General features: G+C 69.8%; 14 protein-coding genes. 7 read left to right on the top strand and 7 right to left on the bottom strand.

Going from position 1 to position 14,994, the window contains the following annotated elements:
- Positions 1–4: 4 nt before the first annotated feature.
- The 5 genes from ACRYRV_RS01885 to ACRYRV_RS01865 all read right to left on the bottom strand — a co-directional run bounded on the left by ACRYRV_RS01885 (position 5) and on the right by ACRYRV_RS01865 (position 4,857).
- Entirely contained in the window at positions 5–1,348 is a 1,344-nt protein-coding gene (locus ACRYRV_RS01885) for a permease (protein WP_444984134.1), read from the bottom strand.
- A gap of 94 nt (positions 1,349–1,442) precedes the next feature.
- Positions 1,443–2,663 carry an MFS transporter gene (locus ACRYRV_RS01880; protein ID WP_444984135.1) on the bottom strand — a complete coding sequence of 407 codons (1,221 nt, stop codon included), beginning with the start codon at positions 2,661–2,663 and terminating at the stop codon, positions 1,443–1,445.
- Between the two features lie 47 nt (positions 2,664–2,710).
- On the bottom strand, positions 2,711–2,995 hold the full coding sequence (locus ACRYRV_RS01875; RefSeq protein WP_444984136.1) for a CC/Se motif family (seleno)protein: 285 nt from the start codon (positions 2,993–2,995) through the stop codon (positions 2,711–2,713).
- A gap of 20 nt (positions 2,996–3,015) precedes the next feature.
- Entirely contained in the window at positions 3,016–4,113 is a 1,098-nt protein-coding gene (arsB, locus tag ACRYRV_RS01870; protein WP_444984137.1) for an ACR3 family arsenite efflux transporter, read from the bottom strand.
- Positions 4,114–4,206: 93 nt separating this feature from the next.
- Positions 4,207–4,857 carry an NADPH-dependent FMN reductase gene (locus ACRYRV_RS01865; RefSeq protein ID WP_444984138.1) on the bottom strand — a complete coding sequence of 217 codons (651 nt, stop codon included), beginning with the start codon at positions 4,855–4,857 and terminating at the stop codon, positions 4,207–4,209.
- Positions 4,858–4,969: 112 nt separating this feature from the next.
- Here ACRYRV_RS01865 and ACRYRV_RS01860 point away from each other — a divergent pair, with 112 nt between their 5' ends.
- The 3 genes from ACRYRV_RS01860 to ACRYRV_RS01850 are packed head-to-tail and all read left to right on the top strand — an operon-like array spanning position 4,970 to position 7,502.
- Positions 4,970–5,593, top strand: coding sequence for an ABC transporter ATP-binding protein (locus ACRYRV_RS01860; protein ID WP_444984139.1), 624 nt, complete (start codon positions 4,970–4,972; stop codon positions 5,591–5,593).
- Positions 5,584–6,387 (top strand): ABC transporter permease, encoded by an 804-nt coding sequence (locus ACRYRV_RS01855; RefSeq protein ID WP_444984140.1) that lies wholly within the window; start codon positions 5,584–5,586, stop codon positions 6,385–6,387. Before ACRYRV_RS01860 ends, ACRYRV_RS01855 begins: the two co-directional genes overlap by 10 nt.
- Positions 6,384–7,502, top strand: coding sequence for an SLC13 family permease (locus ACRYRV_RS01850; protein ID WP_444984141.1), 1,119 nt, complete (start codon positions 6,384–6,386; stop codon positions 7,500–7,502). The genes ACRYRV_RS01855 and ACRYRV_RS01850 overlap by 4 nt, the downstream gene beginning before the upstream one ends.
- Positions 7,503–7,527: 25 nt before the next feature.
- Here ACRYRV_RS01850 and ACRYRV_RS01845 read toward each other — a convergent pair whose 3' ends face one another.
- Positions 7,528–8,304 (bottom strand): alpha/beta fold hydrolase, encoded by a 777-nt coding sequence (locus ACRYRV_RS01845; protein ID WP_444984142.1) that lies wholly within the window; start codon positions 8,302–8,304, stop codon positions 7,528–7,530.
- On the bottom strand, positions 8,304–9,491 hold the full coding sequence (locus tag ACRYRV_RS01840; RefSeq protein ID WP_444984143.1) for an acetyl-CoA C-acyltransferase: 1,188 nt from the start codon (positions 9,489–9,491) through the stop codon (positions 8,304–8,306). The genes ACRYRV_RS01845 and ACRYRV_RS01840 overlap by 1 nt, the downstream gene beginning before the upstream one ends.
- A gap of 138 nt (positions 9,492–9,629) precedes the next feature.
- Here ACRYRV_RS01840 and ACRYRV_RS01835 point away from each other — a divergent pair, with 138 nt between their 5' ends.
- From ACRYRV_RS01835 to ACRYRV_RS01820, 4 genes are all read left to right on the top strand, one after another.
- Entirely contained in the window at positions 9,630–10,208 is a 579-nt protein-coding gene (locus ACRYRV_RS01835) for a TetR/AcrR family transcriptional regulator (protein ID WP_309635753.1), read from the top strand.
- Between the two features lie 272 nt (positions 10,209–10,480).
- Entirely contained in the window at positions 10,481–12,148 is a 1,668-nt protein-coding gene (locus tag ACRYRV_RS01830; protein WP_444984144.1) for an AMP-binding protein, read from the top strand.
- 27 nt (positions 12,149–12,175) lie between these two features.
- Positions 12,176–12,943, top strand: coding sequence for an SDR family NAD(P)-dependent oxidoreductase (locus ACRYRV_RS01825; protein WP_444984145.1), 768 nt, complete (start codon positions 12,176–12,178; stop codon positions 12,941–12,943).
- A 140-nt stretch (positions 12,944–13,083) separates the two neighbouring features.
- Complete coding sequence (locus ACRYRV_RS01820) at positions 13,084–14,895, top strand: acyl-CoA dehydrogenase C-terminal domain-containing protein (protein ID WP_444984146.1); 1,812 nt, start codon at positions 13,084–13,086, stop codon at positions 14,893–14,895.
- Positions 14,896–14,994 lie beyond the last annotated feature (99 nt).

Raw genomic sequence — 14,994 nt, 5'->3', positions numbered from 1 at the left:
GGTATCACGGCCACAGCTGGCCGTAGAGATAGCCGGTGAAGGTCGCCATGACCACCACCAGGGCACAGTAGACCAGGGTCTTCTGTGTGCCCATGATGGTGCGGATCACCAGCATGTTGGGCAGCGACAGGGCGGGGCCCGCCAGCAGCAGCGCCAGCGCCGGGCCCTTGCCCATGCCGTTGCCGATCAGGCCCTGGACGATGGGCACCTCGGTCAGCGTCGAGAAGTACATGAAGCCGCCCAGCAGCGAGGCGAGGAAGGTGGAGCGAAAGCTGTTGTCGCCCACCGCCAGCACCACCCACTCGGAGGGGATCAGCCCCTCCTCCCCGGGTCGGCCCAGCAGCAGCCCGGCCACGAAGACCCCGACCAGCAGCAGCGGCATGATCTGCTTGGTGAAGTCCCAGCTCTGCTCGGCCCACTCGCGGTCCTCGTCGCGCAGGGTGGCGATCAGCATCAGGCCGATGATGCCCACCGCGAAGGCCAGCTCCGGCACGCCGGGCACCAGCAGGGCGGCCAGCGCCACGGCGCCGGTGAGGATCGCGACCTGACGCAGGGGCCAGCCCCAGCGGCGCATCAGCAGCAGGGCGAAGAGGCCGGCGAGCACGGCGGTGATCTGCCACTTCCAGCCGTGGATGGCCATCCAGGTGGGGCTGTCGGCGACGGCCCAGTTGGCGAACACTAGGATGCCCACCATCAGCCCGAAGAAGGCGGCCACCTGGCCCAGGGGGCGGGAGAGCTCGCCCTCGAAGCCCCGGCCGTTGGCCGCCGCCCGGGCCTGCTCCTCCCGGCGATAGATCAGGTGCATGATCACACCGATCACCACGGCGAAGATGATGGCGCCGACGGCCCGCGCCAGCCCCAGCTCGAACCCCAGCACCTTGGCGGTGACCACGATGGCCATGATGTTGATGGCCGGCCCCGAGTAGAGGAAGGCCACCGCCGGCCCCAGTCCCGCGCCGCGCCGGTAGATGCCGCCGAACAGCGGCAGCACGGTGCAGGAGCAGACCGCCAGCAGGGTGCCCGAGACCGACGCCACGCCGAAGGCCACCGGCTTGGGGGCCGTGGGCCCCAGGTAGCGCATCACCGCGCCCTGGCTCAGGTAGGTGGCCATGGCGCCGGCGATCACGAAGGCAGGTAGCAGGCAGAGGATCACGTGCTCCTGGGCGTACCAGTGGGTCAGGCGGATGCCTTCCAGCACGGCGTTGTCGAAGCGCTCGCTGCCGGCGGGCAGGAAGTAGATCAGCAGGAAGATTCCCACCACGGCGGCGAGCCACCGCAGTTGCTCGGGATTCTCCCTGGCCATGGCCAGCAGGCGGCGGGGCGCGGAGGGTGAGCTGGGCTCTGACATGGCGGTGTCCTTGCCAGGAGGGGAAGCGTCACGCCCAGTGTATGCGGAAAACCATATGTCCTGCAGGGGCCTTTTGCTCCCGGGCTGACACCGGTCAAGTCCGCCGCGACGCCGTTTCCTGATCGCCTGTCGGCTGGCCCGGAAGCTCGCGTAGGCCGCGCATGGCCCACAGGCCGAGCAGCGGACCCGGCAGCAGCCACCACAGCACCCAGCTCCCCTGCAGCCCCCACAGCGCAGTGGTGAGGGAGATGGCAGGGATGGTCAGGGCGAAGCCCACGGTGTTCATGACGGCCAGGGTGGAACCCACCCGCTCGCGTGGGGCGCTGGCCGCCGCCAGGGCCGAGAACTGCGGCGAGTCGGCGATCACCGCAAGCCCCCACAGGGCCAGCAGCCCCAGCAGCAGCCCGGGCGGCGCCCAGGGCAGCAGCGGGTAAGCCAGGCAGACCAGCCCGGAGGCCGCCAGGGCCCGGCGTGCCACCCACAGGCTGCCGAGCCGGCGGCTCAGCGCGCCGCCGCCCACACAGCCCAGGAATCCCAGGGCGATCACCGAGAACGAGAGCCAGGGAATCCAGGCCTCCGGGGCGCCGAGCCTCGCCACCTCCCGCGCCACCAGGAAGGGCGTCAGCGTCCAGAGCGCATAGAGTTCCCAGCAGTGGCCGAAGTAGCCACCCGCCACGGCACGGAAGCGACGCTCTCGCAGGGCCGCCAGACCGTCCAGCAGGCGCGCCTTGCCACTGGATGGAGGCAGATGGGGTCCGTCCCCCAGGGCGAGGATCAGGGCGCCGCCCGCCAGCGCCAGGGCCGAGGCGCCCAGCAGCGGCCACTCCCAGGGCAGGCCCAGGGTGGAGCCACGCAGCAGGTGGGGCAGGGCGGTGCCCAGGGTCAGCATCCCGACGAGCCACGCCAGCGCCGCCCCGGTGTGCCTGGGCGTCCAGCCGATCACCAGCTTCATGCCCAGCGGATAGATGCCGGCCAGGCAGAGCCCGGTGGCGAAGCGCAGCAGCAGGTCCAGGGGCGGATGGGGGGCGGCGATCACGAAGCCCGCATTGGTCAGCGCGCCGAGCAGGCAGGAGATGGCGAAGATCCGGCTGGCCCGGAAGCGATCGGCCAGGCCGGTGGCGGCCAGGGTCAGGGTGCCGACGATAAAGCCCGCCTGGACGGTCAGGGTCAGGCGGCCCAGGTCCGCCTCGGAGAGGCCCAGGTCCCGGGAGAGCGAGAGGCCCACGCCGTTGACCGAGAACCACAGCGAGGTGCCGCAGAGCTGAGCCAGCACGATCAGCGCCAGGGGATGGCGCTGCCATAAGGAGGAGGTCATGTCGTGATAGTCGCCGGCGGCCCCCGGCGGGGCAAGCGCCGATCAGTTCAACCCTTCAACGGCGCGCCGTCCACGTAGAGATGGCGGAAGATCCCCCAGCCCTCCAGGTCGATGATCAGCCCCTCGTCGACCAGCTCCGGGGCGATATGGAGCCTCATGCCGTCCTGCTCGACGCGCCGGTAGCGGCTCGCATCGTCGGGCGCGACGGCATCCGCCACGGCGAGGCTCGCCATGCCGCCGCAGCAGCCGTGGCGGGGGGCGAGGCGCACCGTCACCACGCCCCCCTTGCGCTGGATGAATTCCCTTGCCCTGCGGCTGATGGCGATGGCCATGGTCTCCTCCTTGCCGGTGTTCAGCGCGCCGACTCGACGGCAGGCGAGGCGGCGGCCGGGAACTGGTGCCGGGTCTTGTTGGCGATGCGCACCAGCGCCAGCATCAGCGGCACCTCGACGAGTACCCCCACCACTGTGGCCAGCGCTGCGCCGGACTGCAGGCCGAACAGGGCGATGGCGGCGGCGACGGCCAGCTCGAAGAAGTTGCTGGCGCCGATCATCGCGCCGGGGGCGGCCACGTTGTGGGGCACCTTCCAGGCCTTGGCCCAGCCGTAGGCGATGAAGAAGATCAGCACCGTCTGGATGATCAGGGGGATGGCGATCAGCAGGATATGCAACGGGTTGGCCAGTATCACGTCGCCCTGGAAGGCGAACAGCAGCACCAGGGTCACGATCAGCCCGATGGGCGTCACCGGGCCGATACGCTTCATGAAGACGTTGTCGTACCATTCGGCGCCGCGGCGGGCGATCAGGGGGCGCCGGGTCAGGACGCCGGCGGCGAGCGGAATCACGATATAGAGGAAGACCGACAGCGCCACCGTGTCCCAGGGCACCTGGATATTGGAGATGCCGAGCAGGAGGACCACGATGGGCGCGAAGGCGAAGAGCATGATCAGGTCGTTGAGCGACACCTGCACCAGGGTATAGGCGGCGTCGCCCCGGGTCAGGTAGCTCCACACGAAGACCATGGCGGTGCAGGGCGCCGCCCCCAGCAGGATGGCCCCGGCCAGGTACTGGCTGGCGAGCTCCTCTGGAATGAACGGCCGAAACACCACCATCAGGAAGAACCAGGCGATGGCGAACATGGTGAAGGGCTTGATCAGCCAGTTCACCGTGGTGGTGATGACCAGTCCCTTCGGCTGGCGACGCACGCCGAGCACCGCGGAGAAGTCGATCTGCGCCATCATCGGAAAGATCATCGCCCAGATCAGGATTGCCACCGGGATCGACACCTGGGCCACCTCGAAGCGCGAGAGCGTCTCGGGCACCGCCGGGGCGAACTGGCCGAGCATTACCCCGGCGACGATGGCCAGGGCGACCCATACCGAGAGATAGCGCTCGAAGCGCCCCATGCCCTCGGCGACGCTGGGTGCCTGGGATTGCTGGGGAGTGCTCATGGACAAATCCTTTGGTCGTAAGATATATGGTTTTCCATATATTCTACGGCCCGCGACGGTACTTGGCCAATCGAAGCACGCCTCTCGCCGCGTTCACGGCGCGTTGCGCTGGTCCGGGGCGCGCTGAAAGGCCGGCGAGGCCTCGGTCGGGTCCTGCTTCCCACGCTGCTCGGCGGCGGCCTCGGCCCACCAGATGAGCTGCCCCAGGGTGCGCCCGAAGTAGCCGGTCCAGCGGTCCGGGTCCTCGCGGAAGCGGCCGTCCTCGTCGAGTGCCTCCTGGGCCTTCGGCACGTGGATCATCGCCGAGACCGGCAGGCAGCCGAGCTCGGCGAGGAAGGTGCGCATTGCCACTGCGGCCCGGGCGCCGCCCCACTGGCCGGCGGAGTAGGTGACGATGGCGCTGGGCTTGAAGGCGAACAGCGAGCTGCCGAAGTGGTTGAGCAGGTGCGTGAGCGCCGGGCTCATGGAGTGGTTGTACTCGGGGCTGACCATGACGTAGCCGTCCGCGGCCGCGATCTTGCCGGCCAGGGTCTCCAGCGTTTCGGGCACCTTCGATTTCGCATAGGCGAAGTGCGGCTTGAAGATGGCGCCGATCTCCACGTCCAGCGGGTCGATCAGCTCCACCCTGGCCCCGTAGTTCTCGAGCAGCGCTACGCAGGCGCGGGCCACCCGCAGGCCCAGGCGGGCAGGGGCGGGCGGGGTGCTGTCGCGGGCCGAGCCCAGGAAGACCAGGTAGTAAGGCATGGCGGAGGCTCCTCATGACACATGGTGTCTCCCACCCTAGCAGGCTTTGCCCTGCCCACCGATAACCATCACGGGCTGCTATGATGCGGCCTCCAGACGTTGAGGATGCCCCGTGACCACCAGCTCGATCCTGCGACTCGACGGCGTCGGTATCGGCACGCTAGCGGACGTGTCGCTGGCCGTCCCGCCCGGTGATATCCACTGCCTCTCCGGCCCCAGCGGCTCCGGCAAGAGCCGGCTGCTGCGTGCCGTGGCCGACCTCGAGCCCCATGCCGGCCAGGTGTGGCTGGGAGAGCTCGCCCAGTCGTCGCTGCCCGCCCATGCCTGGCGTGCCCGGGTGATGCTGGTGCCGGCGGAGAGCCAGTGGTGGGCGGACAGCGTCGGCGAGCATCTCTCGGCGCCTCCTGCCGCCGAGGACCTGGCAGCGCTCGGCTTCGAGGCCGCCGTGCTGGACTGGCAGGTGTCCCGTCTCTCCTCGGGCGAGAAGCAGCGCCTGGCGCTCCTGCGGGCCCTCGGCCAGGCGCCCTCGGCGCTGCTGCTCGATGAACCCACGGCCAACCTCGACGAGGCCACTACCCGCCGCGTCGAGGCGTGGCTGGTCGAGCGTATTCGCCGGTGCGGCTGGCCGGTGATCTGGGTGGCCCACGACCGTGACCAGATCGCCCGGGTGGCGAACCGCCACTGGCGGATCGACGGCAGCGAGCTTCGGGCCGAGGAGGTGGCGCCATGGAGGTGATCCCGCTGGCCTGGTGGCAGCTGGCGCTGGCCGCGCTGATGGTGGTGGGGCTGGCCGGCTGCACCGCGGCCCTGCGCCTGGGGATGAGCCGCAGCCTGCTGATTGCCGCGCTGCGCACGGTGATCCAGCTGGGGCTGATCGGCCTGGTGCTGGAGGCGCTGTTCGCCGCCGAACGGCTGCTGTGGGTGGTACTGATGGCGCTGGCCATGCTGCTGATCGCCGGCCGGGAGGTGATGGCGCGGCAGAAGCGGCGCCTGGGCGGCGGCTGGGCCTTCGGTATCGGCACCCTGGCGATGTTCCTCTCCTCGTTCACGGTGACCGTGCTGGTCCTGACCGTGATCCTCGGCCCCGACCCCTGGTACCGGCCCCAGTACGCCATCCCGCTGCTGGGGATGTTGCTCGGCAACACCATGACCGGCGTGGCCCTGGCGATGGATCGCCTCACCGACAGCGCCTGGCGCCAGCGGGCGGTGATCGAGAACCGTCTGATGCTCGGCCAGCCCTGGCAGGTGGCGATCGGGGACATTCGCCGCGAGGCGATGCGCAGCGGCCTGATGCCGATGATCAACGCCATGGCCGCCGCCGGGGTGGTCAGCCTGCCGGGGATGATGACCGGCCAGATCCTGGCCGGCACCGCCCCGGGGCTGGCGGTGAAATATCAGATCCTGATCATGTTCGCGATCACCTTGGGCACCGGCTTCGGCACCCTGGCGGCGGTGGCCGCGGGCAGCCGGCGGCTCTTCGACGGCCGAGAGCGGCTGCGCCTCGACCGCCTGGTGGCACCGCGGCGATGAGTCCCGTCCTGTCGCTCCTGCGGCGCCTGGCCGCCGACCGCCTGCTGCTGGTGCTGCTGGTGGCCTTTCCGCTGCTGTGGCTGGCGAACCCCGAGGGGCCATCGGCGCTGGTAGCCCGGGTGCATTGGCCGACCATCGCCGCCCTCGCTGGGCTGATGCTGCTCAGCCGGCTGCTGGAGGAGAGCGGCTACCTGGCCCGCTGGGGCCGGGCGCTGCTGGAGCGAGTGCACGGCGAGCGGCGCCTGGCGGCGGCCCTGATCCTCTTCTCGGCGCTGCTCTCGGCGGTGGTCACCAACGACGTGGCCCTCTTCGTCGTGGTGCCGCTGATCCTGGGGCTCGATGCGGTGGCGCGCCTGCCCATCGGCCGGCTGATCGCCTTCCAGGCCCTGGCGGTAAACGCCGGCTCGACCCTGAGCCCGGTGGGCAATCCCCAGAACCTCTATCTCTGGCAGGCCTATGAGGTGGGCTTCGGGGAGTTCCTGCTCGCCATGCTGCCGCTGGGGGCCGGGCTGACCCTGCTGCTGCTGGCGCTGGTGCCGCTGGCCTTTCCGGCGCGGCGCATCGAGGTGCACGAGGCGATCGCCATGCCGCCGGCGCGGCCGCGGCTGATGTGGCTGGCGCTGGCCGGCTATCCGCTGTTCCTGTGGCTGGCCGATGGCGGCCAGGCGCTGCCGGCGGCGCTGGCGGTGGGCGGGCTCTGCCTGCTGCTGGCGCGGCGCGTGCTGCTCGGGGTGGACTGGCCGCTGCTGCTGGTCTTCGTGCTGATGTTCATCGACCTGGGCCTGCTGGGCGAGTGGGCGTGGATGCAGCGGCTGCTCGCCACGGTGCCGGCGTGGCCGGGCGGCCTGCTGACCGGCGGTGCCGCGATATCCCAGCTGGTCTCCAACGTGCCGGCCACCCTGCTGCTGGCCGAGGTGGCCGGCGAGTGGCGCCCGCTCGCCTGGGGGGTGAGCGTGGGGGGCTTTGGCCTGGCCATCGGGTCGCTGGCCAACCTGATCGCCCTGCGCCTGGGCAAGCGACCGGGGCTATGGGGGGAGTTTCACCGCTGGTCGCTGCCGATGCTGGCGCTGAGCCTTCTGCTGGCCTTCGCGCTGGAGCGCCTGATGGGGGCTTGATGGGGGGCTGAGGCGGCCCCGAAGATCAGGGCCGGCCGGCGAGGAACGCCGCCACGATGGCGGCGAGCCGCTCCGGGCACTCCCGGTGGGGCACGTGACTGCAGGGCAGGATGACGGGGTCGGCGGGGCCCGGGGTGAGCGCCGCAATGCGCCGGGGCTGGGCCAGGGAACCGTACTCGTCGTGCTCGCCGTGGATGGCCAGGGCAGGGCAGGAGACCCGCGCCAGGGCGGCGTCCAGCTGCCAGCCTTCGAAGGCCTCTGAGTGCCAGTTCTCCACCCAGCTTCGCAGCACCCACTCGGCCTTGTCGCCGTGATGGCGCTCAAGCCGCCCCAGGGCACCGGGCTCGGCGAAGGCGGCCTCGGCCTCGCGGATGCCGGCCAGGGTGCGCGGCTCGATGAAGGCCTGAGCCGCCACGGTGATCAGCGCCTGGCAGCCGTCGGCGTGCTGGCCGGCCACTTCCACCGCCATTCCGCCGCCCACGCTGTGGCCTAGGGCCACGAAGCGCTCCAGGGCGAAGTGCTCGCGCACCCGGGCGAAGGCGCCGCGGGGCTCGTCGGCGATGAAGCTGGCCGGCTGGGGCCCCGGGTACGGCGACGAGCGCCCGTAGCCTTGGCGGTCGTAGGCGATCACCTCGCGGTCGGTAGTGCGGGCGAGCAGGGCAGGAAAGTCCCGCCACAGCCCCACGCAGCCCAGGGAGTCGTGCAGCAGCACGATGGGGCTCTGCGCCGCCGACGTCGTCTCTGGCCGCCAGCGGACGGCGTGGATGCCGCCCGCCGGGGTCTCGAGGGTCACAGCCTGCATCAGTCGATGAGCTCGACCGCCACCGCGGTGGCCTCGCCGCCGCCGATGCACAGGCTCGCGATGCCGCGCTTGCCGCCGCGGGTGCGCAGGGCGTGGATCAGGGTGGCGATGATGCGCGAGCCGGTGGACCCGATGGGGTGGCCCTGGGCGCAGGCGCCGCCGTAGACATTGACCTTGTCGTGGGGGATGTCGAGCCCGTCCATGGCCAGCAGGGTGACCACCGCGAAGGCCTCGTTGATCTCGAACAGATCGACGTCAGCCACGCCCCAGCCGAGCGTCTTCATCAGCTTGTCGATGGCGCCCACCGGGGCGATGGTGAACTCGCTGGGGTGCTGGGAGTGGGTGCTGTGGCCCAGCATGCGCGCCAGGGGCTTGGCGCCGAGGCGTTCGGCGGCGGCGGCACTGGCCAGGATCAGCGACGAGGCGCCGTCGGAGATGGAGCTTGAGTTCGCCGCGGTGATGGTGCCCTCCTTGGCGAAGGCGGGGCGCAGCGCGCGAATCTTGTCCAGCTTGGCCTGGAAGGGCTGCTCGTCGTGGCTCACCACGTTCTCGCCCTGGCGGGTGGTGACGGTGACCGGGGCCATCTCGGCGTCCAGGTGGCCGGCGTTGGTGGCCGCCATGGCACGCTCCAGCGAGGCGATGGCGAAGTCGTCCAGGCGCTCGCGGCTGTAGTCGCGGGCGGTGGCGACGTCCTGGGCGAACACCCCCATCAGCTTGCCGGTCTCGGCATCTTCCAGGCCGTCCAGGAACATGTGGTCCTTGAGCTCGCCGTGGCCCAGGCGATAGCCGGTGCGCGCCTTGGTGAGCACGTGGGGGGCGTTGGACATGGACTCCATGCCGCCGGCCAGCATCACCTCGGCGCTGCCGGCGCGGATCAGGTCGTGGGCCAGCATGGTGGCCTTCATGCCCGAACCGCACAGCTTGTTGATGGTGGTGGCGCCGATGGCATCGGGGATGCCGGCCTGGCGCATGGCCTGGCGGGCCGGGCCCTGCTTGACGCCGCCGGGCAGCACGCAGCCCAGGATGCCCTCGTCGATGCTTGATGCCTCGATGCCGGCACGCTCGATGGCGGCGCGGATGGCGACGGCGGCCAGCTCCGGCGCGGTCATGCTCGAGAGGCTGCCGAGCATGCCGCCCATGGGGGTGCGAGTGGCGGAGAGGAAGACGATATCGTTGGCGTGGCTCATGGTAATTCTCCCGGTGTGGCGTCGTGCGGCGTGCGCCGCCCTGTGATTATGATTGTAGGTTGGCCCGCGCCGCGTTGACCCGCCGGCGGGGCTGTGCTTTTCTCAGGGTCAACCAAGCAAGCGCTAGTGTAAACGTCGATGAATGTAATCAATGAGTCCCCGCGTCGCAAGGAGCTTACCCGACTGGCCGCCCAGCTGTTCGTCCAGGAGGGCTTCGACCGCACCACGGTGCGCATGCTGGCCCAGGAGATGGGCATCAAGTCGGGCAGCCTCTTCCACCACTTCCGCGACAAGCAGGAGATCCTCGCGGCGGTGATCGAGGAGGGGACCCACAACGCCCTGGCCATGGCGCGCCAGGCGCTGGTGGAGTGCGGCCCGGATGCGGAGTCGCGGCTGCGCGCCATGGCCAGGGCCCATCTGGAGACCCTGCTCACGGACCGCAACGCCCACGTGGTGGCCCTCTATGAGTGGCGGCGCCTCGACCCCGAGGCCCGTGCCCATCTGAGCCACCTGCGCGATGCCTACGAGGCGCTCTGGGAGGAGGTGATCGACGCTGCCCTGGCCCAGGGGCTGATCCACGGCGACCGCTTCCTGGTCTCGCGCTTCGTGATGGGGGCGCTCAACTGGACCGTGCGCTGGTACGACCCCAGGGGGCCGCGAACGCCGGACGACCTGGCCGACGAACTGGTCGCCATGATCACCCGGCACCCCGCCTGAGGCCTGCGCCTCCGCACCTGGCATTTCCCCCGACCTTGCCGCTTCCCGCGGGCGCTGCCCGCCGGGTTGCCCCTCGCCCTGCGTCCTCGCTGCTACCCCCCAGGCCGGCTCCATCGGCTCGCTCGACCATGGTCTAGTCGCCAGGGGGCTTCCCGAGCTTGCCCTGCGGCCCTCGACTCGCTAGCTTGAACCTAGCGCTTGTTAGGTTGACGCTTACGTTAACTGAATATCCCGAGCCCACAATAACCACAATAGTGTCAAAGAGGATTGTCATGAGCCCGCAAGCCGGTCTGCCAGAGTATCCTACCTACCTCGAAAACTTCTCCATCGATGACGTCATTGCCCGCCTGGACGACCACCGGGACGGCAAGGCCAACGCCTTCGAGTCCTGTTGCGGCCGCCATCTGCGCGCCGGCCGCGGTGACGTGCTGGCCCTGGTCCAGGAGGACACCCAGGGCAACGTCAACACCCTGACCTACGCCGAGCTGGAGGCCGAGAGCGCCAGGCTGGCAGGCTGGTTCGCCGAGCGTGGCCTGGGCGTGGGCGACCGCATCGCCTGCATGCTGCCGCGCTCGCCGGCGCTGCTGGTCGCCATCCTGGCCACCTGGCGCATCGGCGCCGTCTACCAGCCGCTGTTCACCGCCTTCGGGCCCGATGCCGTGGACTACCGTCTGGGCCGCGCCGACACCAGGCTGGTGATCACCGATCACGCCAACCGCTTCAAGTTCGACGGCCTGACCCAGTGCCCGCCGGTGCTCGCCGTGGGCGGCCCGGATGCCGAGCACGCCGAGGATCTGGATTGGGCCGAGGCGCTGTCCCACTCGCCGATCGAGGCCAACCCGCCGCGCCTCTCCCGCGATGCCCCCTTCCTGCAGATGTTCACCTCCGGCACCGTGGGCAAGCCCAAGGGGGTGGCGGTACCGCTCTCCGCCATGCCGGCCTTCGCCCTCTATATGGAGCTGGCCGTCGACCTGCGCGAGAGCGACCGCTTCTGGAACATGGCCGACCCGGGCTGGGCCTACGGCCTCTACTACGCCATCGCCGGCCCCCTGCTGCTGGGCGTGACCACCCACTTCTGCGAGGCGGGCTTCACCGCGGAGGGGGCGCTCGCCTTCATGCAGCGCCACCGCATCACCAACTTCGCCGCCGCCCCCACCGCCTACCGGCTGATGAAGGCCTCGGGCCTCTTCGATGATGCCCACCAGACGCTGGCGCTGCGCGCGGCGAGCTCCGCCGGCGAGCCCCTCAATACCGAGGTGGTCGGCTGGGTGGAGAAATCTCTGGGCTGCCCGGTCATGGACCACTACGGCCAGACCGAGACCGGCATGACCTGCAACAACCACCATGCTTTGGGCCACCCCAAGCATGTCGGTGCCATGGGCGTGCCGATGCCGGGCTACCGGCTGGCGATCCTCGATGCCGAGTACAAGGAGCTCCCCCCGGGCGAGCCGGGCGTGCTGGCGGTAGACATCGAGAACTCGCCGGCCTTCTTCTTCCCCGGCTATACCTGGCAGGAGAAACACCCCTTCGCCGAGGGCTACTATCTGACCGGCGACGTGGTGATCAGAAACGAGGACGGCACCTTTCAGTTTGCCGGCCGCGACGACGATATCATCACCACCGCCGGCTACCGGGTGGGGCCCACCGACGTGGAGAACAGCGTGATGACCCATCCGGCGGTGGCCGAGTCCGCCGCCGTGGGGCAGCCCGACGAGATCCGCGGCGAGATCATCAAGTCCTACGTGGTGCTGCGCGAGGGCTTCGAGGCAAGCGAGCAGCTGGCCGAGGAGATCCGCCAGCAGGTGCGTGAGCGGCTCTCCACCCACGCCTTCCCGCGGGTGATCGAGTTCGTCGAGGAGCTGCCCAAGACCCCGAGCGGCAAGATCCAGCGCTTCAAGCTGCGCGCCGACGCCGTCGACAAGGCCGAATCGACCGCCTGACTCCCCGACTTCAACAAGGAATACGCGATGCACGTCAAGGACAATACCTTTCTGATCACCGGTGCCGCCTCCGGGCTGGGGGCGGCCACCGCCGAGCGCCTGGTCGCCGCCGGCGGCCGTGTGGTGCTCTGCGACCTCTCCGACGCCGTGGAGGCCCACGCCGAGCGCCTGGGCGATGCCGCCCGGGCGGTGCGCGGTGACGTCACCTCGGGTGATGACATCCAGGCCGCCGTGGACGCCGCCGTCGAACTCGGTGGCGACCGCGGCCTGGCCGGTGTGGTCCACTGCGCCGGGGTGGTCAGCGTGGCCAAGCTGGTCGACCGCGAGGGCAATCCCGCCGATCTGGAGGCCTACGCCCGCACCATCAACATCAACCTGGTGGGCACCTTCAACGTGATGCGCCTGGCCGCCGCCGCCATGGCGAAGAATGCCCCGGGCGAGGACGGCGAGCGCGGGGTGATCATCAACGTCGCCTCCATCGCCGCCATGGATGGCCAGGTGGGGCAGTGCGCCTACAGCGCCTCCAAGGCCGGCGTGGTGGGCATGAGCCTGCCCGCGGCCCGGGAGCTCTCCCGTCACGGCGTGCGGGTGATGGCCATCGCCCCCGGGGTCTTCGAGACGCCCATGATGAGCGAGATCCCCGACGAGGCCGCCCAGGCCCTGGCCGCCGCCGTGCCCTTTCCCAAGCGGCTCGGCAAGCCCGACGAGTTCGCCCGCCTGGCCGAGCAGATCATCACCAACCCCATGCTCAACGGCGAGGTAATCCGCCTCGATGGCGGTATCCGGATGCAGTAGAAGAGAAATCAAACGAACGCTTGACTCTCGAGGCGGTGGCGGCTAATTTCAAACGAATGTTTGAAAGCGGCCGCCGCCGCCTTCGCGTCCCTATGACTCGGTGCCACTCGTGGCCCGGCTGTGGAACTGGAGAGATCGAGATGCCCGACTATCAGGCCCCCCTGCGCGATATCCGTTTCGTCATGGACGAGATGCTGGACTATCCGGCCCACTATGCGCGCCTGCCCGGCGGCGAGGAGGCCAGCCCCGACGTGGTGGCCGCCATCCTGGAGGAGGGCGCGCGCTTCGCCCGCGAGGTGCTGCTGCCCCTGAACCAGAGCGGTGACCAGGAGGGCTGTCTGCTGGAGGGCGGCGAGGTGAAGGCGCCGAAGGGCTTCAAGGCCGCCTACGCCCAGTACGTTGAGGGCGGCTGGCCGAGCCTGGCCGCCGACCCCGAGCACGGCGGCCAGGGCCTGCCGCACTCTCTGGCCATGGTGCTCAACGAGATGGTCTGCGCCACCAACCTGGCCTGGGGCATGTACCCGGGGCTCTCCCACGGCGCCGCCGACGCCCTGCGCCACCACGGCACCGACGAGCAGAAGGCCACCTACCTGACCAAGCTGGTCGAGGGGACCTGGACCGGCACCATGTGCCTGACCGAGCCCCACTGCGGCACCGATCTCGGCCTGATCAAGACCCGTGCCGTGCCCACTGATGACGGCGCCTACGAGATCACCGGCACCAAGATCTTCATCTCCGCCGGCGAGCACGACCTGGCCGATAACATCGTCCACCTGGTACTGGCCAAGCTGCCGGACGCCCCCGAGGGCTCCAAGGGCATCTCGCTGTTCGTGGTACCCAAGTTCCTGCCGGATGCCGATGGCAATCCGGGCGAGCGCAATGGGGTGGTGTGCGGGTCGCTCGAGCACAAGATGGGCATCCACGGCAACGCTACCTGCGTGATGAACTTCGATGCGGCAAAAGGCTACCTGGTGGGCGCGCCCAACAAGGGCCTGGCCTGCATGTTCACCATGATGAACGCCGCCCGCATCGGCGTCGGCATCCAGGGCCTCGGCCTCACCGAGGCGAGCTTCCAGAACGCCCTGGCCTACGCCCGCGACCGCCTGCAGATGCGCGCGCTCTCCGGCCCCAAGGCACCGGAGAAGGCCGCCGACCCCATCATCGTCCACCCGGACGTGCGCCGCATGCTGCTGACCCAGAAGGCCTTCGCCGAGGGCGGCCGGATGCTGGTCCTCTACACCGCTCAGATGATCGACATCGTCGAGCACGGCAGTGACGCCGCCGAGAAGGAGCGCGCCGAGACCCTGCTGGGCCTCCTGACCCCCATCGTCAAGGCGTTTTTGACCGAGACCGGCTTCGAGGCGACCAACGAGGGCGTGCAGGTCTTCGGAGGCCACGGCTTCATCCAGGAGTGGGGCATGGAGCAGCTGGTGCGCGATGCGCGCATCACTCGCCTCTATGAGGGCACCACCGGCATCCAGGCCCTCGACCTGCTGGGTCGCAAGGTGCTGATGAGCCAGGGCGAGAGCCTCAAGGTCTTCACCAAGGAGATCCACAAGTTCTGCCAGGCCGAGGAGGGCAACGGCGAGCTGGCCGAGTTCGTGCGTCCGCTGGCCAAGCTCAACGCCGAGTGGGGCGAGCTGACCATGAGCATCGGCATGAAGGCGATGAACGACCGTGAGGAAGTGGGCGCGGCCAGCGTCGACTACCTGATGTACGCCGGCTACGTGACCCTGGCCTACCTCTTCGCCCGGGCGGCGAAGCAGGCCCGCGCGGTGCTGGCCGAAGGCACCGAGGAGGCACCCTTCTACCGGGCCAAGCTCGATACCGCCCGCTTCTTCTACCAGCGCCTGGTGCCGCGCACCCGCGCCCACAAGGCCGCCATCGAGGCCGGCGCCGAGCCGCTGATGGCGATCAGCGCCGAGGACTTCGGCCTCGGTTTCGAGATCTGATGGCGTGACCATCTGACACTGCGAGCACTCTCTCGGTCGGGCAAGGAAGCGCTGGGCAAATCGTCGAGCGGAGTAAAGCGCAAGGCGCACGCAGCGCAG

The sequence above is a fragment of the Halomonas mongoliensis genome, from assembly GCF_052496345.1.
Note: the sequence above shows the minus strand (reverse complement) of the source record. Positions and strands in the feature narration are given on the sequence as shown.